This window comes from Pelomonas sp. BJYL3 (assembly GCF_027257975.1).
GTDB lineage: Bacteria > Pseudomonadota > Gammaproteobacteria > Burkholderiales > Burkholderiaceae_C > Roseateles_B > Roseateles_B flavus.
This window is the reverse complement of sequence record NZ_JANZKX010000002.1, coordinates 289,206-310,025: the sequence shown is the minus strand read 5'-3', so window position 1 is coordinate 310,025 and position 20,820 is coordinate 289,206. Positions and strand designations below refer to the sequence as shown.

The following is a 20,820-nucleotide window of genomic DNA, read 5'->3' as shown; positions in this document are numbered from 1 at the left end:
GGCTTGCTGCGACAGATCAATATTCTAGATGCGAAGCATTCGCATTTGCAATTGATTTATGTCAGGGAACTCGCATTCAGGCCCGGGCGCGCACCTCCGAGAGGTCCCGGCAGCCGCACAAGGCCATGGTCAGGGCCAGTTCCTCCTGCAGCAGGCGGATCACATGGGCCACGCCCAGCGCCCCCGCGGCTGCCAGGGCATGGACCCAGCAGCGGCCCAGCAGCACGGCCTCCGCACCCAGGGACAGGGCCTTGAACACATCGCTGCCGCGGCGGATCCCGCCGTCCATCAGGACCGGCACCCGGCCCTGCACCGCCTGCACGATGGCCGGCAGCAGGTCCAGACTGGCCGGCAGGCCGTCCAGGGTGCGACCGCCGTGGTTGGACACGATCACGCCGTCGACCCCGGCCTCCAGCGCCAGGCGTGCGTCGTCCGGATGGGTCAGGCCCTTGATCAGCAGGGGCAGCGCGCTGGCCTGGCGCAGGGCCTCCACATGCTCCCAGCGTGGAGCAACGGCCATGAGCCGGTCAAAGACGGGGTCCGTGCCGGGCTGGCCGGGCGGCAGCGGTGCACAGTCCTGGAGGTCGCGCGGCGCCAGGGCGGGCGGCAAGGCAAAGCCCGCCCGCTGCTCCCGGTTGCGCACGCCTGCAACGGGCGCATCCACCGTCAGCACCAGGGCGCGGCAGCCGGCGTCCTCGGCCCGCCGGACCAGGCGCAGGCTGTCCTCCCAGCGCGGCTGGGCATAGAGCTGGAACCACAGCGGCCCGCTCGTCTGGGCGGCAATGGCCTCGACGCCCAGGGTGGACAGCGTGCTGACGATCAGGGGCGTCTGCATCACGCCCGCCGCCAGGGCGGTTGCGGCCTCGGCATCGGGATGGAAGAGGCCCTGGTGCGCCACCGGGGCCAGCAGCAGGGGGTGGGGCAAGGCCATGCCCAGCAGCTGGCAGCGGGTGTGTCCGCCCCGCAGATCGCGCAGGACGCGGGTCTGCAGGTCCAGGCGGGCGAAGGCGGCGCGGTTGGCGGCGTCCGTGCGCTCATCTGCCGCGGCGCCGTCCAGATAGGCCCAGGCGGCATCGTCCAGGCGCTCGCGGGCCAACGGGATGTAGTCTGCGGCCGCCACCACGTGCGGCGGGATGGACGTGAGCGGAGGTGAGCGCCAGCTCACCGGCCAAGCTCGTACTGGATGGGGGTCAGCACCAGCATCTCGACCGGCTCGCCATTCTCGGTGTGCGGCTTGAAGCGGGCGGCGCGCATGGCCTGCTGGGCCTGCTCGTCCAGGCGGGCGAAGCCGGAGGACTGGTGCAGGGTGATCTGGCGCGGCAGGCCGTCGCGGTCCACCAGCACGCGCAGCACCACGGTGCCCTTCTCACCCAGGCGGCGGGACAGCGCCGGCACGGCAATGGGCGGCGCCTGCAGATACTGCACCGCGCTGGCAGACACCTCGCGCGGGCCGGAGTGGGCCGGCCCCGGGCCGGCCGGTGCCGGGGCCGGCGTGGACACCACCACCGGTCGCGGCGGCGGGGTCTCGGCCACCACGGCGAGCACCGGCGACGGCGCCACCTGGATCACCGGCACCTCCACCGGCGGCACGGTCAGCTGCTGGAACTGGGGCGCCAGCGTCGGGCGGGCGGCGGGTGGCGGCGTCGTCTTGGGCGGGGGCACGGTCAGCAGCTTGACCTCTACCGGCGCAGGGCGGCTGGGCATGGGCACGACGCCCATCTGCACCAGGCCCCAGGCCATCACCGCATGCAGGCCCAGCACGGGCAGCAGCAGGCGCTTGCTGCGACGGGGCTGCCACTCCGTGGGTCCCAGCAGCGGCAGGGCCGCCAGGGGCGGCTCCGGATCGCGCGGGGAGCGGGCCGGCTCGGGCGCACGCGGCGCCGAGGCGGTCGAGTTGAAGTCCAGCGGGAAGGAGGCAATCGCTTGGCTCATGGCGCGAGGCCGCGCAGCCCTGTCAGCCCGGCCCAGACACAGGCGCCGGACATCCCGCCGCGCGTTGGAATCAGGATGATGAGCTCATCATACACAATGCGAACCATTCGCATTTGCTTTTACTCAAACACTGGGCAGACATCTTCTGCAAAAGAAGGGACGACAGGCGGCCCGGCGCGCCCCCGAGACCGGGGCGGCCAAGGCCGTTCGAGCCCAACATGCAGCGGCAGGCCGCGCCAGGGCCGGGGCCGATCAGCCCCGCTGCACTCGGGGCGAGGCCTGGCGGCGCCCGCTCACCAGAGCAGGCCCAGCAGCGCCGCCCGCACGGCGGCGGCCGTCCGGTTGCTGGTGCCCAGCTTGGCGCAGGAGTTGCGGGTGTGGAAATTCACCGTGGCCTCGGAGATCTGCATGATCTGGGCGATGTCGGTGGAGGTCTTGCCCTCGCAGGCCCAGCGCAGCACGTCGCGCTCGCGGTCGGACAGGGCCATGGCGGAGTCGTCGCGCAGCAGGTCACCCCAGACCTTGAGCATGCCGTCGTGGCACAGCACGGAGAGCCAGTGCATGCGCTCGCGCTTGCCGGCGAGCTCCTCGGGCGACACGTCTTCATCGGAGCGCACGAAGCTCAGCAGGCTCACCATGCCCCGCGCATCGCGGCGCGGCACGCCCACGCCATAGCGCAGGCCGTGGGCCGCTGCATCGGCACGCAGCTCGGGGGCCTGCGCGTACAAGGCGTCGTTCCAGACCATGATCTCGTCCGAGACGATGGCGCGCTGCACCGAGGGGTCTACCCGCAGATAGCCCTTTTCTTCATAGCGACGCTGCCAGTCCGCCGGGTAGTTGCTGCACCAGACCACCCGCGGCGCCGCCAGCGGCACCGGCCCCTTCATGCCGAAGGAGCAGTAGTTGAAGCCGATGCGGTTGGCCTCGGCGAGCACCGTGTCAAAGGTTTCCTGGGTGCTGGACGCGCTGCTGATCAGGCGAAGCTGTTCACTCTGCCAACATTTCATCGGGGCCTCGTCGGCTGGTTGCTGGACGCCTCCTTGGCGACCCGGCAGGGTGCCAAAGTGTGCGAACAGCGCCAACTAGGGCAATCCCCCTGCTGCGCCACCCCTGCGACTAACGCAACAGCTGATGGCTGGACTGCTTCAGCGTATTCAGGACGATATCCGGCCAGGACCAGGTCTGCAGCAGCTCGGCCAGGTGCAGCTCTGTGCGGGAGCGGCCGGCGTCGCTGCCATCCGGCTGCGTCAGCATGATGTTGGTGCGGATGGAGTGCGCCTTCAGGGCCAGCAGGCCGGTGGGCGGTTGCACCACCCAGTCCCAGCCGATGGAATAGCCGGCATGCGCGCTGTCCACCCATTCGGTGTAGCCCTCGATGCCCTCGGTCAGCCAGGCGCCTTCGCAGCGGGCCTGGACGGCGAGGTCGGAGAGATCGGCGTCGACGTGCGACTCGAGATGCTCGAAGCGCAAGCGCGCCAGTTGGGCGGCGTCAAGCCGCAGATAGAAGTCAATGCTCATAGCTGTTGGACGGGCTCATTCAGGTCCACATGGTCCGCTCCTGCGAACCATCGGTCTGTGGCCCGCTTCCTTTCTTGTGTCGACAGGATCCCGGTCACGCGGCGCTGGCCAGCTCTAGGTGTGGCAGCCATGCATCGCAAGAAGCATTTCCTCGGAACGGTCATTCCACCGCTCTGGTGGGAACTGTACAGACAGGCAGGGGGGCCTGTCCCTAACAGTTCTGTTAGTTGCCGTAAATTGAGCCTCCGCCTGAAATGCGGTCCGTACACACAAGTCCACCAGGACCGGAGGAGCCCGCATGAGAATCCATCGCTATGCCGACACGGCCCTCAGCGCCGCCACGCGCACGGAGCTGGCTGCCTATCGGTATGACGTCTTCGTCGGGCGGCTGGGCTGGGACCTGCCCTGCAGGCCCGGCTGCGACCAGGACCAGTTCGACAAGGCCGACGCCGTCCACCTCGTGGCCCGCAGCGAGGAAGGCCGGGTCATCGGCTACGCCCGCCTGCTGCCCACCGAGGGCAGCTACCTCCTGGGCGAGCTCTTCCCCCAGCTGCTGTCCGGCCACCAGCCCCCGCGGGATGCCCAGGTCTGGGAGCTGTCCCGCTATGCCGCGATGGACATCGTGCAGCAGGGCCTGCCGGGCGCCAGCGCCGCCGACCTGCTGGTGGGCAAGCAGCTGCTGCTGCAGGCCATCCGCACGGCGGCCCAGTCGGGCGCGCGGCGCCTGATCTTCTGCACCACCGTCGCCATCGAACGCCTGGCCATGCGCTGGGGCGTGGACATCCAGCGCCTGGGCGCGCCGCTGCGCAGCGAGGGCCAGCTGCTCGTCGCCGCCATGATCGAGTTCAGCGACAAGACTTTCGAGGCGCTGGCCCCGGCCAGCCAGGCCGGTCATCCGCACCCGGCTCCCCTGCCCTTCGCGTGCAGCACGCTGCAGCTCGCGGCGGCCTGAGCCTGAACGCCCGCACCGTCTCTCTCTTGTTCAGGCCCTCGACGAGGGCCTTTTTTGCGGGCGGGCCGGCCCTGTTCAGGGTCGCGATGCCGGCAGGCGCGGCGCCGTGCGAACGCTCAGCACCATGGTCACCGCCAGGATCAGCACGACCACCGCCAGCGAGGCCAGCACCGGGATCTTGACGACGTCGATCAGCATCATCTTGGTCCCGATGAAGGCCAGCACCACCGCCAGGCCATAGCTCAGCAGATGGAACTTGGCCGCCATCGCCGCCAGCAGGAAGTACATGGCGCGCAGGCCCAGGATGGCGAAGATGTTGGAGCTCAGCACGATGAAGGGATCGGTGGTCACCGCAAAGATGGCGGGGATGGAGTCCACGGCGAAGATCACGTCCGTCACGCCCACCAGTGCCACGACCAGGAACAGCGGCGTCGCGATGCGCTTGCCGTCCAGGCGGGTGAAGAAGCGCTCGCCATCGAACTGGGGGCTCACCGGCAGCACGCGGCGCAGCAGCTTCAGCGCGGGGTTGGATTCCAGGTCCGGCTCCTGCCCGGCGGCCCACCACATCTTGATGCCGGTGAGCAGCAGGAAGGCACCGAAGACATAGAGCACCCAGTGGAACTGCGCGATCAGCCAGCTGCCCACCAGGATCATCACCGAGCGCAGCACGATGGCACCGACGATGCCCCACATCAGCACCCGCTTCTGGTAGGCCGGCGGCACCGAGAAGTAGGTGAAGATCATCAGGAAGACGAAGATGTTGTCGACCGCCAGCGACTTCTCGATCAGGTAGCCGGTCAGGAACTCCAGCGCACGGGTATTGGCCAGGGCGGTGTCGCCGGTGCTGTCACGCACGGCCCACCACAGCAGGACATTGAAGGCCAGGCTCAGGGCAACCCAGATGCCGGACCAGCGCAGGGCCTCCGGCAGGCTGACCTCATGAGCCCCCTGCTTGCGCAGCAGGACGAAGTCGACGAACAAGGCGCCCAGCACGGACGCGACGAAGAAGAACCACAGCCACAGGGGCGCACTGCTCATGGGAGACTCCCGCAAGATGTCAGACACAGGACGTCCGGCACCGGCAGGCGCGCGGACATCGACGGCTCACGAAAGGTCTTGCGGGGCATGGACCATACCGGTGGATTGGCACGGACTGGCTGCGGGGCCCGGGCGCCCTCGCGAGCACCGTACTGACGGGCGTCCGCCTCGGCACAAGGACCGAGAGCTACTCCCCTTTCGGAAGCCTGCATTGTGCACCAGCGCCCATGGCCTCGTACAGGCCGGGGATGATCCTGAGCAAGTCCCGCGCGACATTCCGCGCCGGACCCTGCGCCAAATTCACGGTCCGCAGGTATGCTCGCCGCCATGAAGACGCTCACCCGTTGGCTGCTGTTGGCCGGTGCCCTGCTGCTGGTCGCCCATCTCTACCCTGGCGTCGAAGTGAAAAGCTTCGGGTCGGCCATGATCGCTGCGCTGATCCTGGGCCTGCTCAACACGCTGCTGCGGCCCATCCTGGTGCTGCTGACCCTCCCGGTCACGGTGGTGAGCCTGGGACTCTTCCTCTTCGTGATCAATGCCCTGATGTTCTGGGCCGCGGCCGGGGTACTGGACGGCTTTGCCGTCACCGGCTTCGGCGCCGCCCTGATCGGCTCCCTGATCTACAGCCTGTGCGGCATGCTGATCGACACCGTGGTCGAGCGGCTCTTCCCCTCGCCCATGGACTGAAGCGCCCGGCGCGCCGCGCTCAGGGCAGCTCGGCGCCTGGCGGCGCACCGCGCGGGTACATCTCCAGCAGCATCTGCCGGCGTTCGTACAGCAGGCTGCGAAGGCGCGCGTCGATGACCGAGGCCTCGAACTGGTCGGCGTCCCTGGTGCGGGACAGGCGCAGGCCCGAGCGCAGGCGATCGATGGCGCCATTGAGGTCGCCCATGGCGGCACGGGACTCGCCCAGGGCCCGCACGGCGCGCAGGGGCTGCTCCAGCTGTGTCCACAGCTGCGACAGCAGGCCCCAGGCTCCGGCATCGGCGGGCTGCAGGCTCACATGGGTCTGGAGCGCCTCCGCGGCGGCCCGCACGCGCTCGGGCTGCTTGTCGACCTGGGCCAGCTGGCCGCGCATCATCAGCACGGCCCGGCTCTTTTCGGGCAGGGCCGACAGCGCCAGATAGCCGGCACCGGCATCGCCCCGGGCCTGGGCCAGCTCGGCACGCAGGAAGGCCAGGTCGCGCCGGACGCGGACGTCGTCAGGCACGGTCTGGCGCTGCAGCTGCTCGGCCTGCTGCAGGGCGGCCTCGGCCCGGCTGAAGTCACGCAGCTTGATCGAGGCCAGCGCGCTGGCATAGCGGGCCGCGAGCTGCTCATGGCCATGGGCCAGGGTCTGACGGACACCGGCATCCATGCCCTGGAGCTGGCGCCAGGACTCGGCGCGTGCGTCCATCAGCACGCGCGAACGGGCGGCCATCAGGGCGTGCTCCGGCGAGGTTTCCAGCGCCAGGGGCGCCTCCGTGCCCAGGCGCAGGCGGGCGTCGCCAATGCGTTCGGTGGTCAGCGGGTGCGATCGCAGATAGGGGTAGGCGCCTGAATCCATCAGGTGGTAGGCCTGGTCCATGCGCTCGAACATGCTCACCATGCCCAGGCCCTTGAAGCCCGCGCCCACCATGACGTTGAAGCCCACGCGGTCGGCCTCGCGCTCCATGTCGCGCGAGAAGTTGAGCGAGGCCTGGGCCGCCGCGGCCTGGCTGCCCATGATGGCGGCATTGGCCAGGTCCACGCTGCCCGCCTTGGACGCGGCGATGAGCCCCAGCACCATGCCCGCCATCGCGGCCATGCTGCTGCGCGAGTCGCCGACGATGCGGCGCGCGATGTGGCGCTGGGTGATGTGCGAGAGCTCGTGCCCGAGCACCGAAGCCAGCTCATCGCGCGAGCTGGTGATGGCGATCAGGCCCAGGTGGACGCCCACGTAGCCGCCCGGCAGCGCGAAGGCATTGACACTGCGGTCGCGGACCAGGAAGGCCTCCCAGGCGAAGCGCTCGTGAGTGTCGTCACCGATATTGCCCTGGCGCCGGGCGGCCTCGACCAGCGGGCCCCACACGCCCTGCACGTACTCCAGGAGCAGGGGGTCGTCCAGGTAGTCGGGATCGGGGCGGATCTGGCGCATGATCTGCTCGCCCAGGCGCTTCTCGGCACCGATGCTGAGGTCATCCGACACCGAATCACCCAGGGCCGGCAGGTTCACCTGCGCCTGCAGGGGGGCGGCCGGCAGCAGCATCAGGCCTGCGCACAGGGTCGCCAGCAGGCGTTGCGCCAGCGGCTTGCTCGCCGCCTCGGCATGCATTCTCTTCACCAAAATCCCCTCTCCCAGGCTCCGTCGGAAGCTTTGTGCGGCCCCGGCCGACGGGCCGGGTCGCTCGCTATCATGGCAGCCAATCCTTAAGCCTGTGTTGCTGACCATGAATTCGCCGCTCACCCATTTTGACGCCCAGGGCCAGGCCCATATGGTCGATGTGTCCGCCAAGGCGGTCACGCACCGGATCGCGCGGGCGACCGGCCGCATCCGCATGCTGCCCGCCACGCTGGCGCTGATCCAGGGCGGCCACGCCAAGAAGGGTGATGTCCTGGGCGTGGCCCGCATCGCAGCGATCCAGGGCGCCAAGCGCACCAGCGACCTCATCCCCCTGTGCCATCCCCTGCCCATCACCCGCGTGGCGGTGGAGTTCCGCATCGACGAGGCGGCGTCCACCGTGCACTGCGAGGCCCAGGTCGAGACCCTGGGCCAGACTGGCGTCGAGATGGAAGCCCTCACCGCCGTGCAGGTCGGCCTGCTGACCATCTACGACATGTGCAAGGCGGCCGACCGCGGCATGGTCATGGACGGCATCCGCGTGATGGAGAAGAAGGGCGGCAAGAGCGGGGACTGGGTGGCCGAGGACTGAGCCCCCGGCCCCGGCTCAGCGGAAGTCCTCGTAGCGGTAGCTCCGCTGCGGTGGGTCGCACTGGAAGGGCCGCAGGGCATGGGCCGGCCAGTTCTCGCATTCGTCCAGCCACTCCTCGGCCGCCGTGCTGTGGAACTCGCGCAGGCGCTGCACGAGGTAGCGCGCCTTGTCGGTCTCTCCCACCGCGTGCAGGGACTGGGCCCAGGCGATCATGAGGCGGACATCGATCAGGTTGTGCCCGGTGCGCCGTGCCGCATCCAGCGTAGCCCGGGAGGGCGCGGGCACCGTAGCGGCGGCATAGTCGGCACTCGCGGAGAACAGCAGGCTGCGCTGGCCGCGCGCAATGCGCTCGTCCAGCGGCGCCATGCGCGGTCCGGAGCGGTAGATGTCGACGATGTGCAGATAGTCCCAGCCCGCAAAGGCGGCCCCGGCGATCATCAGCGCGCCGGCGGCCTGCAGCAGGCGCTGAGGCAGCACGGCGGCAGATGGGGTCAGGTCTTGCTGGTCCGGGGTCAGGTCTTGCCCACCTGACGCCGCCAGTGCCAGACCCAGCGCGAAGGCCGTGGGCAGCAGGAAGTAGAGGTACCACAGCGGGTACTCCAGCATGCTGTGCAGGCCGATCATCAGCACGACCATCAGCGCGCAGCGGCGCTGCAGCGCCACGGCGCCCCGCGCACGATACGCCGCACGCAGGCCCAGCCACAGCAGCCAGGCCAGGCCGCCCAGCATCAGCAGGCCCAGGGGCCAGCCCATCTCCACCAGGATCTGCATCACCAGGTTGTGGCAATGGTCGAAGAAGGCCACCGGGCGGTCGGGAAAGGGCGTCAGGGTCCAGGCGAAGTTGAAATCGCCCCAACCCACGCCGCGCCAGGGATGCTGCTGCAGCAGCGCCCAGCTGTTCTTGAGGATGGCCACCCGGGACGGCGAGCCCGCCCCCTCGGCCAGGCGCGCCTCGGCGCCGAAGGCGTGGCCACTGGCGGCGGACCACCAGTGCATGAACTGCCAGGAGGCGTAGGTCAGCAGCGGCGTGATCAGCAGACTGAGGCGGGCATGCAGACGCAGCTGGTCGTCCAGCAGCCCCCACAGCACCAGCAGCGCCACGCCGAACCACATGCCCGTGCGCGATGCGCTCAGCACCACGCAGAAGAGCAGCAGCCACAGCATCAGCGGCAGCAGCGCGCGCATGGCCGGGCGCTCACGCCCCCAGCTCTCGCTGAGCCACACCGCCGCGATGCAGCCCCACAGCAGCAGGCTGGCCAGGTGATTGGGCTGGCGGATATTGCCCACCGCGCGTCCGGCAATGCCCGAGCGGGCGATCCAGGCGGCATCGGTCCAGTCCGGCAGGAAGACCTGCACCAGCGACACCAGCGCGCCGCCCAGCCCCGCCAGCAGCAGGCCCAGGGCGAAGGCACGCCCCAGGGTCAGGCCTTGCCCCGAGGCGCCTGCGCGGGCTCCCGCCAGCACCAGCATGCCGGCCATCAGCAGCGCCAGCGCCGGCAGCAGGGCCAGGGCGGTCAGCGAAACGCCCAGCAGGGCCACAAGGACGGCAGCCGCCACCGCCAGCAGGCCCGGGGCACTGCGCGGCAGGAGGGCCCAGCCGGCCTGGCGTGTCCGGACCTGCTGGGTCAGCAGCACGCCGCCCCACAGTCCCACGGCCAGCAGCTGGTTCAGCAGCGTCGTGGAGGGCGAGAGACTGTAGGCGAGAAGCGTGGGGAGGGTGCCGGCAAGGATCAGGGTGGTGGGATTCACGGTGCGCAGTCTAGTCGGCCTCAGCGAAGGCCATGGAACACCAGGAGGGCAACGCCCGCGCCCGTCGCCACGCCCGCGACGATCTCAAGCCCGCTGTGCCCCATGCGGGTCCGCAGCGGCGCGTGTCCGGCGGCCTCCCCGGCCAGGCGGTTGATGGCCTCGGCCTGGCGGCCCACCTGGCGGCGCAGGCTGCGCGCGTCCATCATCACCACGAAGGCCAGGGTCAGCGCCACGCCGAAGGCCGGATGGCCCAGCCCCTCGCGCAGGGCGATCAGGACCGCCGTGCTGCTGACGATGGCGCTGTGATTGCTGGGCAGGCCGCCATAGCCGATCAGGCCGAAGGCCCAGCGCCGGGCCCGGATGCTGTTGATCAGGAACTTCAGGCTGCCCGCCACCAGCCAGGCAAGGAAGGGTGTCACAAGATAGGAAAGGTCCATGGCATCACCCTCCGGCCGCAGGCCAGAGCACCCACAGGCAGGCGCCCATCCACACGAGCACCGTCAGCAGCAGGGGCAGGTCGGACAGCAGGACGTCCGTCGGCGACTCCCCGCCCTCCAGCGTCTCCACCACATACCAGTAGCGGAACAGGCCGAAGAGCACCACGGGCACCGTCACCACCAGCTCGGGCCGGCTGGACATGACGAAGAGGCTGTAGAAGACCAGGGCGCCCATCGCCGCCATCTCCGCGTACCGGTCCACCAGCGCGACGGAGTAGTGCTGCAGCACTTCGCGGGCCTCGCTGCCGCGCTGGCTGAGCTCCTGCCGGCGCTTGACGGCGGCCAGGTACAGGGCCAGGCACATCGTGGTCACGAACATCCAGGAGGACACCGGCACCGCCAGGGCCTCCGCGCCTGCATACACGCGCAGGACGAAACCGAAGGCCACCAGGAAGATGTCCAGCACCGGCTGATGCTTGAGCCCGAAGCTGTAGGCGAGGTTCAGCGCGAGGTAGACCGCCAGCACCTTGACGACGCCCGGCTGCCACCACCAGGCCGACAGCAGCACCAGGTACAGGAGGCCCAGCAGCAGCAAGGCGGCCCGCACCGAGACCGTCCCGGCAGCCAGCGGCCGCGTCTTCGACTTCACAGGATGGCGGCGGTCCTTGTCGATGTCCTGCAGGTCGTTGACGATGTAGGCCGCGGACGAGGCGATGCAAAAGAGCACGAAGGCCAGCAGCACGGCCCCCTGCGCCGCCGGGCTTCTGAAGGCACCGGCAAACACCAGCGGTGCCAGCACGAAGATGTTCTTCACCCACTGGCGCGGGCGCATGAGTTTCAGCAGTTCCATCGATGCCTTCCTGGTCTCTTGCTGCGCGGAGCCGGTCACAGCGCGGCCAGCACGGTGCCGCAGATGCGGTCCACGTCGGCGTCCTGCAGCTCGTAGAAGAAGGGCAGGCGGACCAGGCAGTCCGCAAAGCGGTCGCAGTTCGGCAGCTCGCGCCCGTCATGCCTGGCGGCGTAGTAACGGCTGCGGTGCAGGGACTGGTAGTGGAAGACGGCGTCGATCCCCTCCTTCTTGAGGGCCTCGATCAGCACGCTGCGCTGGGCCAGGCTCTCGCACACCAGGTAGAACATGTGGCCGTTGTTGCTGGCCCATGCCGGCACGACGGGCAGCTTCACGCCCTTGGCCGGCAGGGCCGGGGCCAGATTGTCCCAGTAGCGCCGCCAGAGGGCCTTGCGGCGCAGCTGGATGGCGTCCAGCACCTCCAGCTGGGCGTAGAGATAGGCCGACACGATGTCCGACGGCAGGAACGAGGAGCCGATGTCCACCCAGCCGTACTTGTCCACCTCGCCCCGGAAGAAGGCGCTGCGGTTGGTGCCCTTCTCGCGGATGATCTCCGCGCGCTCCGTCAGCTGGGGATTGTTGATGACCAGCAGGCCGCCCTCGCCCGCGATGACGTTCTTGGTCTCGTGGAAGGAGAAGGTGGCGAGCGTACCCAGGCTGCCCAGCGGACGGCTCTTGTAGTACGAGTCGATGGCCTGGGCGGCATCTTCCACCACGACGATGCCGCGGCTTGCGGCCAGCGCCAGGATGGGGTCCATGTCGCAGGCGACCCCGGCGTAGTGCACCACCACGATGGCACGGGTGCGCGGCGTGATCAGCGCCTCCAGGCCACGGGGGTCGAGGTTGGGGTTGTCCGGCTCGCTGTCGGCGAACACCAGCCTGGCGCCGCGCAGCACAAAGGCGTTGGCGGTCGAGACGAAGGTGAAGGAGGGCACGATGACCTCATCGCCCTCGCGGATGTCCAGCAGCAGGGCGCACATCTCCAGCGCGTCCGTGCAGGAGGTGGTCATGAGCGTCTTCGGGAAACCCCAGCGCTGCTCGAAGAACTGATGGCACTTGCGGGTGAACATGCCGTCGCCCGAGATCTTGCCCGAGGCCACGGCCTGCGCGATGTAGACCAGCTCCCGGCCATGCAGATAGGGCTTGTTAAAGGGGATTCTTGTCATGTCTGTAGCGCCTGTGAAATCCGATCAGCAAGGACTCGAACTGGAAATCGAGCCGCCGGTAGAGGTTCAGGATCGGCACGTTGGCGGCCGAGATCAGCGTGTGGACCTCCCGGACGCCCTGCGCCCGGTTCCATTTCATCACCTCGGCCCACAGGGACACCCCCAGCAGCGCATGGCTCCGCTTCACCCCCGTCAGCACCCATTCGATGCCAGGCCCCGGCGCCGCGGCCCGCTGTACATGCAGGCCGATGACCTCGCCCTTGAGCTGGTAGGTGAGGATGTCGTGCCGCTGGGCCTGCAGGTCGGCCAGCCAGTTGCGGTTGCGCTGGGCGGCGTCCGCGGGATCCACCCAGGGGTCCTCGTGGATGCGACCGTGGTGGAAGTCCTCGGCGAGGATGTCCTGCACCCGGGCCAGGTCGGCCGGCTGGGCGGGCTGGAGCACCGGGCCGGGCCGGGCCAGGGCATCCAGGGATGCCGTCTGCTGGATGCGCGCATGCCGCAGCCGGTAGCTCGCCTCCGCGAAATAGAAGCCGGCCTCGTGGAAGGCCGCCTTGATCGCCGCCGTGGGCGGGAAACGGCCGTAGGCAAAGGCCACCTGCTCCTGCCGGGCCCAGTCGTTGAACAGGGCCAGCAGCGGTCCGAGGTCTGCGGCGTCACCCACCTCCAGCGCCGTGATCTCGGCGCAGCGATGGCCGAACACGCGCTCGTCCCAGGGCGTCAGGCGGCAGGCCAGCGATGCGGATCGGCAGCTCAGTCGTGTCATGGCGGCGGCAGCAGCAGTTTGCGGCTGAAGGCTGAGATCAGGTCGACGCCGTCCCAGGTCGGCGCAAAGGCCAGCGCCTGCCCGATCGGGCACAGCCGGTCCAGCGCCCGCGCGGGCAGGACCTGGACCAACTCCAGCAGGGCCTCGCGGGAAAAACCGTGCACGGCCAGGGTCTGCTCTTTGTCGCTCAGGTGGGCCGCCAGCGCGGCGAGCTCCGGCAGCTGGAGCTCCAGGAAGAGGCCGTGGCCGCAATGCAGCGCCCGGGCCTCGGCATCCAGGAGGGACTCCAGGCGCAGGCGGGTGGGCAGGGCGGCGGCCGGCATGCCCGGCTCGGCCGGCCGGGCCAGGCCGGCGGCCGCGAACTCGAAGCTCGCCGCGAGACGGGCCATGCAGGCGGCCTCGCTGTCCTGCGGCTGCCGGCGCGCCAGGACCTGGCGCAGGGCCGGCCAGAAGCGGGCTGCCGCGGCCTCGGCGGCTTCGTCGGTGCCGATCCAGGCCACCAGGCGCGGCGAGGAGCAGGCCTGCTGGGCGAACCAGAAGGCGTCATTGAAGAAGTCGGCCGCCAGCTGGTCCAGGGCCGCGTCCGAGGCCTCCAGGACCGCCTGGGCCCGGATGGCGCAGGCCGAGAAGCGATCGGGGAAGCACACCTCCACCGCCGTGGGCCGCAGTGCGATGGCACGGATGGCCTGCACGGTGGCGTCTCCACCCCAGACCACCCGCAGCATGCAGGCCTGCGAGATCTGACGGGTGAGCTGCTCGTCGTGGGCGTAGGTCAGCAGCACGAAGCGCTCGCGCACGGCATCGCCCACGTCCTCGTCCAGCGTGCTGCGCAGCATCTCGACCAGGAAGTCCTGCCCCTCGCTGGGCTGCTGCGACACGCGCACCAGGTTCACATTGCCGGCCAGCAGGGACAGCAGCCAGGAGTACATGAACACCGAGTCCACATTGCTGGGCGCCAGGTGGAAGGCCAGGCCGCGGCCCAGCAGCAGGTGGTCTCCGGCCTGTGGGGCATGGCGCTGGGCGAGGTCCCGCAACTGGGCGCCGCGGAACCAGTGGCCCAGCGCGGCCAGCTCCGGAAAGCGGCGGATCTCCGGCGAGGTCAGCAGGCGCTGCGAGAAACGGCGCACGAAGGCGAGCACGCGCTCGTCGAAGGGCTGCCAGGCCGGCTGCACGGACAGGCGCTGCAGCACCTCCTCCAGGCGGGCGTCGGGAGCGGCTCCCAGCAGATAGCGCGGCCTCGTCATGCCAGGGCCCTCGTGTCACTGCAGCCGCGCAGCTCCACCTGCGCCAGGCGCCCGAGCACCGACAGCCGGGCGCCCTGGCGTCCGCAGGGGCAGTCGTCGCGTCCGTGGATGACGCCGACGTCCTCGGTCAGCAGGGAATGGCCGGGATAGCTCAGCGGCAGGGCGCTCAGCACCTGGATGAGGCCGCGCTCGCCCGGGGGCTGGGGCTGCAGGGTGTGGGGATGGCGCACCAGCACGTCGGCGAAACCGGGCACATGCAGGCTGCCGTGCTCGCACTCCATGAAGATGGAGCCCACCTGCTCCACCATGCCGTAGTAGTTGTGGACATGCTCGATGCCGAACTGCTGCTGCAGGCAGCGCTTGAAGCTCGCGTTGTCGACCTGCTGGTCCGTCAGCCGTTTCCAACCGCCTCCGTGGATCAGCAGGCTGCCCGGCGGCAGGCGCAGCTGCAGCCCCTGGCGGAGGGCGCTCTGGTACAGCCCCTGCCAGACGATGAAGGTGAAGCCGAACAGCAGGACGGGCGTGTCCGCATGCCGGTCCAGGAAGTCCTGCAGCGCGGCCGCATCGAGCGCCAGGCTGCCGTCCAGGCAATAGCTGTGGTCGCGGCCGTACAGCGAGAAGCCGAGGATGGCGGCCGCCCGGGCGCTGAACTGCCGGCGGTCCTTCAGCAGCTCGCTGGAGTCCACGATGAGCATGGGCCAGCGCTTGCGCCCGAGGAAGGAGGCCATGATGGCGGCCAGGGCACGGCTCTGCCGCAGCGAGGTCTCGCGGTCGAGGTAGATCTTCGACACCGCCTGCCCGCTCGTGCCGCTGGACGTCAACGTCTTGATGACCTGCGCCGGATCCACGCTGCGCAGCTCCCGCGTCTTGAACAGCCGCACGGGCAGGTAGGGCAGCTCATGGAGGTGCGTGGCCTCGCCCGGCGGGAACAGGCGCTCGAGGACCTGGGCATAGGGCGCACAGCGCGCCCGGTGCCACTGCGTCAGCGCCTGCATGGTGCGCAGGAAGGCAGGGTCCTTGACGCTGGCGGGAGCGTCGAAGGGCCCCAGGCCTTCCAGCGGCAGGGACGGCCAGTCTTGCGGGATCGGGGGCGTGGCGCTCATGAGCCTTCCAGCAGTGCTGCGTAGTGCTTCTTGCCCGAGGCCAGCAGGGGCAGCGCGTCCACCGCGCGGCACTGGGTGGCACTCGGATGGATGCCGAACTGCTGCCGCACCAGGGCACTGGCCTGCGCGACGAGCGCGGCATCGCCGGTCTCCATCCACACGACCAGCCGATCATCACGCCCCGCCACCGCGACCGGCAGCTGCAGCAGGTCCTCCAGCGCACGCTCGACCTCGTCCAGCCCGATGCGGTTGCCGTAGACCTTGATGAAACGCTTGATCCGGCCCTCGAGGAAGAAGAAGCCGTCTTCGTCGCGGCGGGCCAGGTCGCCCGTGGGCAGGCGGCCCTTCATCACGTCGCCCAGCGCCAGCTCCTCGCGCGACTCGGCATAGCCCAGCATCACATTGGGCCCCTCGTAGACCAGCTCCTGGGTGTGCGGGTCCAGGTCCAGGCGTCCGCCGGGGATGGGCACGCCGATGGAGCCCATCTTGCGGGCGAGCTGCTCGGGCGGCACATAGCTGATGCGTGCGCAGGCTTCCGTCTGGCCATACATGACAAAGAAACGGCGCCCGGCCGCCAGCGCGTGCTCGTGGACACGCCGGGCCAGGCGCTCGTCCAGCTTGCCACCGGCCTGGGTGAGGGTGCGCAGGGCCGGCAGGTCCTGCTGGAAGAAGCCGGTGCGATGCAGCATCTGGTACATGTAGGGCACGCCGGCCAGGGACGTCACGGCATGGCGGCGCATCAGCGGCACGAAGTCCGGGCTGATGATGCCCGGACCGCCCAGCACGACGCTGCCGCCGGCCAGCAGGTGGCTGTTCAGCACGGACAGGCCGTAGGAGTAGTGCATGGGCAGGCTCAGGATCGCGCGCTCCCTGGGGCCCAGCTGCAGGTACTCGACGATGGAGGCTGCGTTCGCCTGCAGTGCCTCGCGCGACAAGCGCACCAGCCGCGGGCTCCCGGTGCTGCCCGAGGTGCTGAGCAGCAGGGCCAGCGAAGGGTGCAGCAGCACGGGCGGCGCGTCGGGCTGACCGACGGGCACGGCGTCAGCGGGGTCCAGCCCGGCCACCCACTGGGGCCGGTAGTGAGCCCGCAGTGCCTCGACCTGCCGGGCCGGCATGTCTGCAGGCAGCAGCAAGGGCACGTGCCCCTGGCGAAGACAGGCCAGGTACAGGGCTACGTCGCTGAGCCGGTTGCTGCAGAACATCAGGCCCAGCGTGCGCGTGCCCAGGCGGGCCAAGGCCTCCTCGCTGGCGCGGACGGCTTCGGCGAGCTGGCGGCCGGACACCTCGCGGCCGCCGGTGTCGATGGCCACGACGCGTTCGCCGTGGGCCGCGTCCAGCGCCCAGAAGTTCACAGGCTCATGCCTCCGTCGATGCCGATCACCTGGCCCGTGATGTAGGCGGCACGGTCCGAGGCCAGGAAGCTCACCAGCTGAGCCACCTCGCGGGCCTCGCCCATGCGCCCCATGCGCACCAGGGCCAGCTTGCGCTGGCGCTGCTCAGGGCTGTCCTGGCGGTGCAGGTCGGTGTCGATGATGCCCGGCGCGACGGCATTGACGCGCACCTGGCGCGCGGCCAGCTCCTTGGCAGCCGCAAGCGTGGCGCCGATCAGACCTGCCTTGGAGGCCGCATAGGCCACCTGCCCCTCGGCGCCCCAGCGGCCCACCACGGAGGACATGTTGATGATGGAGCCGCGCCCCGCCCGGCCCATCAGCTTCGCAGCGCCCTGCAGATGCAGGATGGCGGCCGTGAGGTTCACCTCGAGCGTGCGCGCCAGGCTGTCCCGGGCGATCATGCCCAGGCTGGCGGACTCCATCACGCCGGCGTTGTTCACCAGCACGTCGAGGCGGCGGAAGCGCTTGAAGATCGTCTGGAAGGCCTGCCCGATGGCCTCGCTGTCCTGCAGCTCATAGACCACGGGCAGCACGCCGGCCGGATCCAGATCAGCCGGCAGCTCGTGCAGCAAGGCCTCCAGGGCCTCCTGGCTTCGGGCGTGCAGGACCAGCCCGAAGCCGTCCTCGGCCAGGGCCTTCGCACAGGCGGCCCCGATGCCGCGCGAGGCACCGGTGATGAAGGCAACAGGCTTGTCCATGACGCTCAGAGGTACTTGGCGACGATGTCCCGGGCCTTCCTGAAGCTGCTCATGTCGATCACGTCTTCCGCGTCGATCATGATGTCGAAGGCCTCCTCGATGGCAGCGATCAGCGACATGTGCGCCACGGAATCCCAGCCCTCGGCCACGGCGTACTGCAGCTCATCCGTGACCTGCGAGGCGTCCATGCCCAGCACCTGAGAAAACACCTCGCGCAACTTCTCTTCCATATTTCATCCGATCGACTTTGAAAATGACAGCACCACCACGCCCAGCATGATGATCGCCGTGCCGGCCCAGCGATAGATATCCATTTTCTCACCGAACAGCAGCGTGGCCAGCACCGCTACCAGCAGGAAATTGATGGCCATATAGGGATAGGCACGGCTGATCGGCAGGCGGTTGATGGCCACCATCCAGCACAGCGAGGCGAGAAAGGCCGCCCCGAAGGCGGAAACGATCCAGGGCCGGCACAGCAGACGGGCAATGCTCCAGAGGTCCGTCCAGTTCACGGAGGCCCCGTGCAACCCCATCTGCCATTTCAGGACCAGTTGCCCGTATACCGTCAGCACAATGGTCAGGGCCACGAATAGATAGCTGATCGACATTTTCTGACTCACTGCTGCGTGGAGGTATCTTCGGTGCTGGACCGCACGGAATATGGCGGGCGCTCCATGGCGCGGAAATGCATGCGCGCAATGTATTCACCAATGATTCCCAGCGAGAAAAGCTGCACACCCGAAAATATCGAGATGATGGACGCCAGGAAACTGAAGCCCGGCACCACGGCATCCGAGATGAAATACCTCACCAGCACATACATCAGCACCACGAAGCCGCCGGCTGCGAACAGCAGGCCGGCCACGCTGGCGATCTGCAAGGGCAGGGTGGAGAAGCCCGTCATCATGTTGAGGGCGTGGGTCATCAGCTTGCGGACCGTGTAGCCGGACTGCCCTCGCTCCCGCCGGTCCTGCCGGACATCGACCGAGCTGAAGCGGGTGGTGCCCCAGGTCAGCAGGACCTCGATGCTGACGGTGGGGCTGTTGTAGTCCGCAAAAGCGTTGCGCAGACGGGTCCTGAACGCCCGGAAGGCACTGGACTTGCGGGCCGTCTCTGCGCCCATGGAATGCTGCAGCGCCAGCTTGGTGACCAGGGATGCGATATTCCTCAGGAAGCCATGGTTCTCCTGCACCGGGGAGCCATAGACCACATCAAAGCCCTCATTGATCTTGCTGAGCAGGCGCGGAATTTCTTCCGGTGGGTTCTGCAGGTCGTCGTCCATGGTGACGATGACCTGACCCCGTGCTGCACGAATGCCGCATAACAGCGCATTGTGCTGGCCATAGTTTCTGGCCAGCTGGATGCCCACGATGCGGCCATCGGCCCGCGCGAGCTGGCTGATGACGTCCCAGGTGCCGTCGCCGCCGCCGTCCTCCACCAGGACGAACTCCGCCGACAGGCCGTTGGCCGCACAGACGGCATCCAGCCGCCGGTGCAGGTCGGGCAGGTTGTCCGCCGAGCGGTAGCAGGGAATGACGATGGAGAGGGCGGGTGCCTCCGGGCCCCGGGCCTGTTGTGCAGCTTGCTGCTGGGCTTGTTCACTCATGGGCTGCCTTTCCAAACAACTGCCATCCACCACGCCCCGCAACCGGGACCATGCGGCCATCCGTCTTGGCGCGCACCCATTCCCTGGCGTCGTCCGAGGAGCGGACCAGCAGGTAGTCGAAGCTGCTGCCGGCGTTGGCATCCCAGTCAAAGCTGCCGGGCGCCCACTCGAAACCGACGTAGATGCCAGGCCCCTGGCTGTTCTTGTACTGGAGCGGCATGCCCCAGAACCGAGCGAAGTTGAACTCGGACAGGCCGCCCTGCTCCGCCTGGTACCAGCTCGAGAAATGCAGCATCACCGGCGCGGCGCTGACCCGGCTGTAGGGGTCCGCCGCCAGCATCAGGATCCGTCGGCCAGGCTCGGCCCGGGTCATCACCGCCTGGTAGCCGGCGATCTCCCGATTGAAGACCTCCGCCCGGAAGGTCTGCCAGCCCAGCATCAGCAGGCCCAGCGCGGCCAGCCCGGCAGCGACCCAGCGCTGCCCCTTGGCGTCCAGGCGCGAAGCCGGCTCCTCGAAGCAGGCCCAGTAGAGCGGCAGGCCCAGGAAGCCGAAGCGCTGGTAGGTGTAGTAGTTGCCGCCCAGGAAATGCGGCACGAACATCATGAAGAACAGGTAGACGCCGAAGGGCACCCACGCGGTCCAGTGCTTCTTGACGCCAAAGCCCGCCGCCCAAGGCAGCGCCAGCAGCAGAAACCCCAGCAGCACCCCCACGGTGGGGTCCGGCGCCGACACCAGGCCAGGAAGGAACTCCACCAGCCGGTGAAGGCCGATCTCCCAGCCGATGGGCGCCCGCGCGGCCGGCGCCGAGGCCATGCCCACGCCCATCCAGGCCAGCGTGATGGGCAGGATGGAGAAGATGGGCAGGCAGCGCCGCAGCCAGCGCAGCAGGCCCTGCCAGGGATGCGCCAGCAGCAGCACCGCGATGATGCAGACGAAGGCCGTGACCAGCAGGTGCGCGAAGAACAGCAAATGCAGGACCGCCACCATCTGCAGCGCCGGCTTCAGCCCGCCCGGTGACTCGCGCCACGTCCGCAGCCAGCCGAGGAACAGGAACACCAGCGGCGCCGCCACGAGGAAGTTCAGGAAGCCCCATTGGAAGGCGAAGCCAAAGGGCAGCATCAGGAAGGCCCAGCGCCAGGAGGGCGGCATGCCGGCCCGCACGGCATACCGAGCGGCCGCCCAGACGAAGAAGGCCTGCGCCGCCACGACCACCACCTTGATCGCCAGCAGGATGCCCAGCGGCACGGACAGCGCCATCACCAGGCCATAGCCCAGCCAGTAGGGCGTGAAGGCCTGCAGGCTGAACAGGGACTCGTAGCGCCAGTCATGGGAGAACAGCATGGCCTTCAGCGCGGCGATCTGGGCCGCGTGCTGGGGCATGTCCGCCATCGGCGGATAGCTGGCGATCATCACCGGCAGGCCGCACAGCAGGCAGGCGAGGCCGAAGAGCCAGGGGTTGCGAAGGAGTTGCGTCATGCCAGGTC

Annotated in this window: 22 protein-coding genes; 3 read left to right on the top strand and 19 right to left on the bottom strand. The window is 69.1% G+C overall.

What is annotated here, in order from left to right; all coding sequences use genetic code 11:
- Positions 1–76: 76 nt before the first annotated feature.
- The 4 genes from O9Y01_RS07130 to O9Y01_RS07115 all read right to left on the bottom strand — a co-directional run bounded on the left by O9Y01_RS07130 (position 77) and on the right by O9Y01_RS07115 (position 3,450).
- Positions 77–1,165, bottom strand: a complete 1,089-nt coding sequence (locus O9Y01_RS07130; protein WP_269630840.1) for an alpha-hydroxy acid oxidase — start codon at positions 1,163–1,165, stop codon at positions 77–79.
- A complete protein-coding gene (locus O9Y01_RS07125) occupies positions 1,162–1,932 on the bottom strand; it encodes an energy transducer TonB (RefSeq protein ID WP_269630839.1) in 771 nt (256 codons plus the stop codon). The genes O9Y01_RS07130 and O9Y01_RS07125 overlap by 4 nt, the downstream gene beginning before the upstream one ends.
- Positions 1,933–2,225: 293 nt before the next feature.
- Complete coding sequence (locus O9Y01_RS07120; RefSeq protein WP_269630838.1) at positions 2,226–2,939, bottom strand: autoinducer binding domain-containing protein; 714 nt, start codon at positions 2,937–2,939, stop codon at positions 2,226–2,228.
- Positions 2,940–3,048: 109 nt separating this feature from the next.
- Complete coding sequence (locus O9Y01_RS07115; protein ID WP_269630837.1) at positions 3,049–3,450, bottom strand: DUF4902 domain-containing protein; 402 nt, start codon at positions 3,448–3,450, stop codon at positions 3,049–3,051.
- Positions 3,451–3,748: 298 nt separating this feature from the next.
- On the opposite strand from O9Y01_RS07115, the gene O9Y01_RS07110 reads away from it, so the two are divergent.
- Positions 3,749–4,402, top strand: coding sequence for an acyl-homoserine-lactone synthase (locus O9Y01_RS07110; protein ID WP_269630836.1), 654 nt, complete (start codon positions 3,749–3,751; stop codon positions 4,400–4,402).
- A gap of 75 nt (positions 4,403–4,477) precedes the next feature.
- Here the strand turns inward: O9Y01_RS07110 and O9Y01_RS07105 are convergent, their stop codons facing one another.
- Entirely contained in the window at positions 4,478–5,440 is a 963-nt protein-coding gene (locus O9Y01_RS07105) for a TerC family protein (protein WP_269630835.1), read from the bottom strand.
- A 327-nt stretch (positions 5,441–5,767) separates the two neighbouring features.
- On the opposite strand from O9Y01_RS07105, the gene O9Y01_RS07100 reads away from it, so the two are divergent.
- Positions 5,768–6,127: a phage holin family protein gene (locus O9Y01_RS07100; RefSeq protein ID WP_269630834.1), complete on the top strand. Its 360-nt coding sequence runs from the start codon at positions 5,768–5,770 to the stop codon at positions 6,125–6,127.
- A gap of 19 nt (positions 6,128–6,146) precedes the next feature.
- On the opposite strand, the gene O9Y01_RS07095 is transcribed toward O9Y01_RS07100, so the two are convergent.
- On the bottom strand, positions 6,147–7,733 hold the full coding sequence (locus tag O9Y01_RS07095; protein WP_269631379.1) for a M48 family metalloprotease: 1,587 nt from the start codon (positions 7,731–7,733) through the stop codon (positions 6,147–6,149).
- A gap of 115 nt (positions 7,734–7,848) precedes the next feature.
- On the opposite strand from O9Y01_RS07095, the gene moaC reads away from it, so the two are divergent.
- Positions 7,849–8,331 (top strand): cyclic pyranopterin monophosphate synthase MoaC, encoded by a 483-nt coding sequence (moaC, locus tag O9Y01_RS07090; protein ID WP_269630833.1) that lies wholly within the window; start codon positions 7,849–7,851, stop codon positions 8,329–8,331.
- A gap of 15 nt (positions 8,332–8,346) precedes the next feature.
- Here the strand turns inward: moaC and O9Y01_RS07085 are convergent, their stop codons facing one another.
- From O9Y01_RS07085 to O9Y01_RS07025, 13 genes are read right to left on the bottom strand one after another with little or no spacing between them, the layout of a single operon-like run.
- Positions 8,347–10,080, bottom strand: coding sequence for a PglL family O-oligosaccharyltransferase (locus O9Y01_RS07085; RefSeq protein WP_269630832.1), 1,734 nt, complete (start codon positions 10,078–10,080; stop codon positions 8,347–8,349).
- A 20-nt stretch (positions 10,081–10,100) separates the two neighbouring features.
- Entirely contained in the window at positions 10,101–10,517 is a 417-nt protein-coding gene (locus tag O9Y01_RS07080) for a divergent PAP2 family protein (RefSeq protein WP_269630831.1), read from the bottom strand.
- 4 nt (positions 10,518–10,521) lie between these two features.
- Positions 10,522–11,406: a decaprenyl-phosphate phosphoribosyltransferase gene (locus tag O9Y01_RS07075; protein WP_269630830.1), complete on the bottom strand. Its 885-nt coding sequence runs from the start codon at positions 11,404–11,406 to the stop codon at positions 10,522–10,524.
- Positions 11,403–12,530 (bottom strand): dTDP-4-amino-4,6-dideoxygalactose transaminase, encoded by a 1,128-nt coding sequence (gene rffA / locus O9Y01_RS07070; protein WP_269630829.1) that lies wholly within the window; start codon positions 12,528–12,530, stop codon positions 11,403–11,405. Before rffA ends, O9Y01_RS07075 begins: the two co-directional genes overlap by 4 nt.
- Positions 12,511–13,293 carry a GNAT family N-acetyltransferase gene (locus O9Y01_RS07065; protein ID WP_269630828.1) on the bottom strand — a complete coding sequence of 261 codons (783 nt, stop codon included), beginning with the start codon at positions 13,291–13,293 and terminating at the stop codon, positions 12,511–12,513. Before O9Y01_RS07065 ends, rffA begins: the two co-directional genes overlap by 20 nt.
- Positions 13,290–14,537, bottom strand: coding sequence for an acyl-CoA reductase (locus tag O9Y01_RS07060; protein ID WP_269630827.1), 1,248 nt, complete (start codon positions 14,535–14,537; stop codon positions 13,290–13,292). Before O9Y01_RS07060 ends, O9Y01_RS07065 begins: the two co-directional genes overlap by 4 nt.
- Positions 14,534–15,640 (bottom strand): LuxE/PaaK family acyltransferase, encoded by a 1,107-nt coding sequence (locus tag O9Y01_RS07055; protein ID WP_269630826.1) that lies wholly within the window; start codon positions 15,638–15,640, stop codon positions 14,534–14,536. Before O9Y01_RS07055 ends, O9Y01_RS07060 begins: the two co-directional genes overlap by 4 nt.
- A complete protein-coding gene (locus O9Y01_RS07050; protein WP_269630825.1) occupies positions 15,637–16,992 on the bottom strand; it encodes an AMP-binding protein in 1,356 nt (451 codons plus the stop codon). The genes O9Y01_RS07055 and O9Y01_RS07050 overlap by 4 nt, the downstream gene beginning before the upstream one ends.
- Positions 16,989–17,729 (bottom strand): SDR family oxidoreductase, encoded by a 741-nt coding sequence (locus tag O9Y01_RS07045; RefSeq protein WP_269630824.1) that lies wholly within the window; start codon positions 17,727–17,729, stop codon positions 16,989–16,991. Before O9Y01_RS07045 ends, O9Y01_RS07050 begins: the two co-directional genes overlap by 4 nt.
- A gap of 5 nt (positions 17,730–17,734) precedes the next feature.
- A complete protein-coding gene (locus O9Y01_RS07040) occupies positions 17,735–17,959 on the bottom strand; it encodes an acyl carrier protein (RefSeq protein WP_269630823.1) in 225 nt (74 codons plus the stop codon).
- A 3-nt stretch (positions 17,960–17,962) separates the two neighbouring features.
- Complete coding sequence (locus tag O9Y01_RS07035; protein WP_269630822.1) at positions 17,963–18,337, bottom strand: EamA family transporter; 375 nt, start codon at positions 18,335–18,337, stop codon at positions 17,963–17,965.
- Positions 18,338–18,345: 8 nt separating this feature from the next.
- Positions 18,346–19,335 (bottom strand): glycosyltransferase family 2 protein, encoded by a 990-nt coding sequence (locus O9Y01_RS07030; RefSeq protein WP_269630821.1) that lies wholly within the window; start codon positions 19,333–19,335, stop codon positions 18,346–18,348.
- The gene (locus O9Y01_RS07025; protein ID WP_269630820.1) at positions 19,328–20,812 is read right to left on the bottom strand and encodes a hypothetical protein; all 1,485 of its coding nucleotides are present in this window, start codon (positions 20,810–20,812) and stop codon (positions 19,328–19,330) included. Before O9Y01_RS07025 ends, O9Y01_RS07030 begins: the two co-directional genes overlap by 8 nt.
- Positions 20,813–20,820 lie beyond the last annotated feature (8 nt).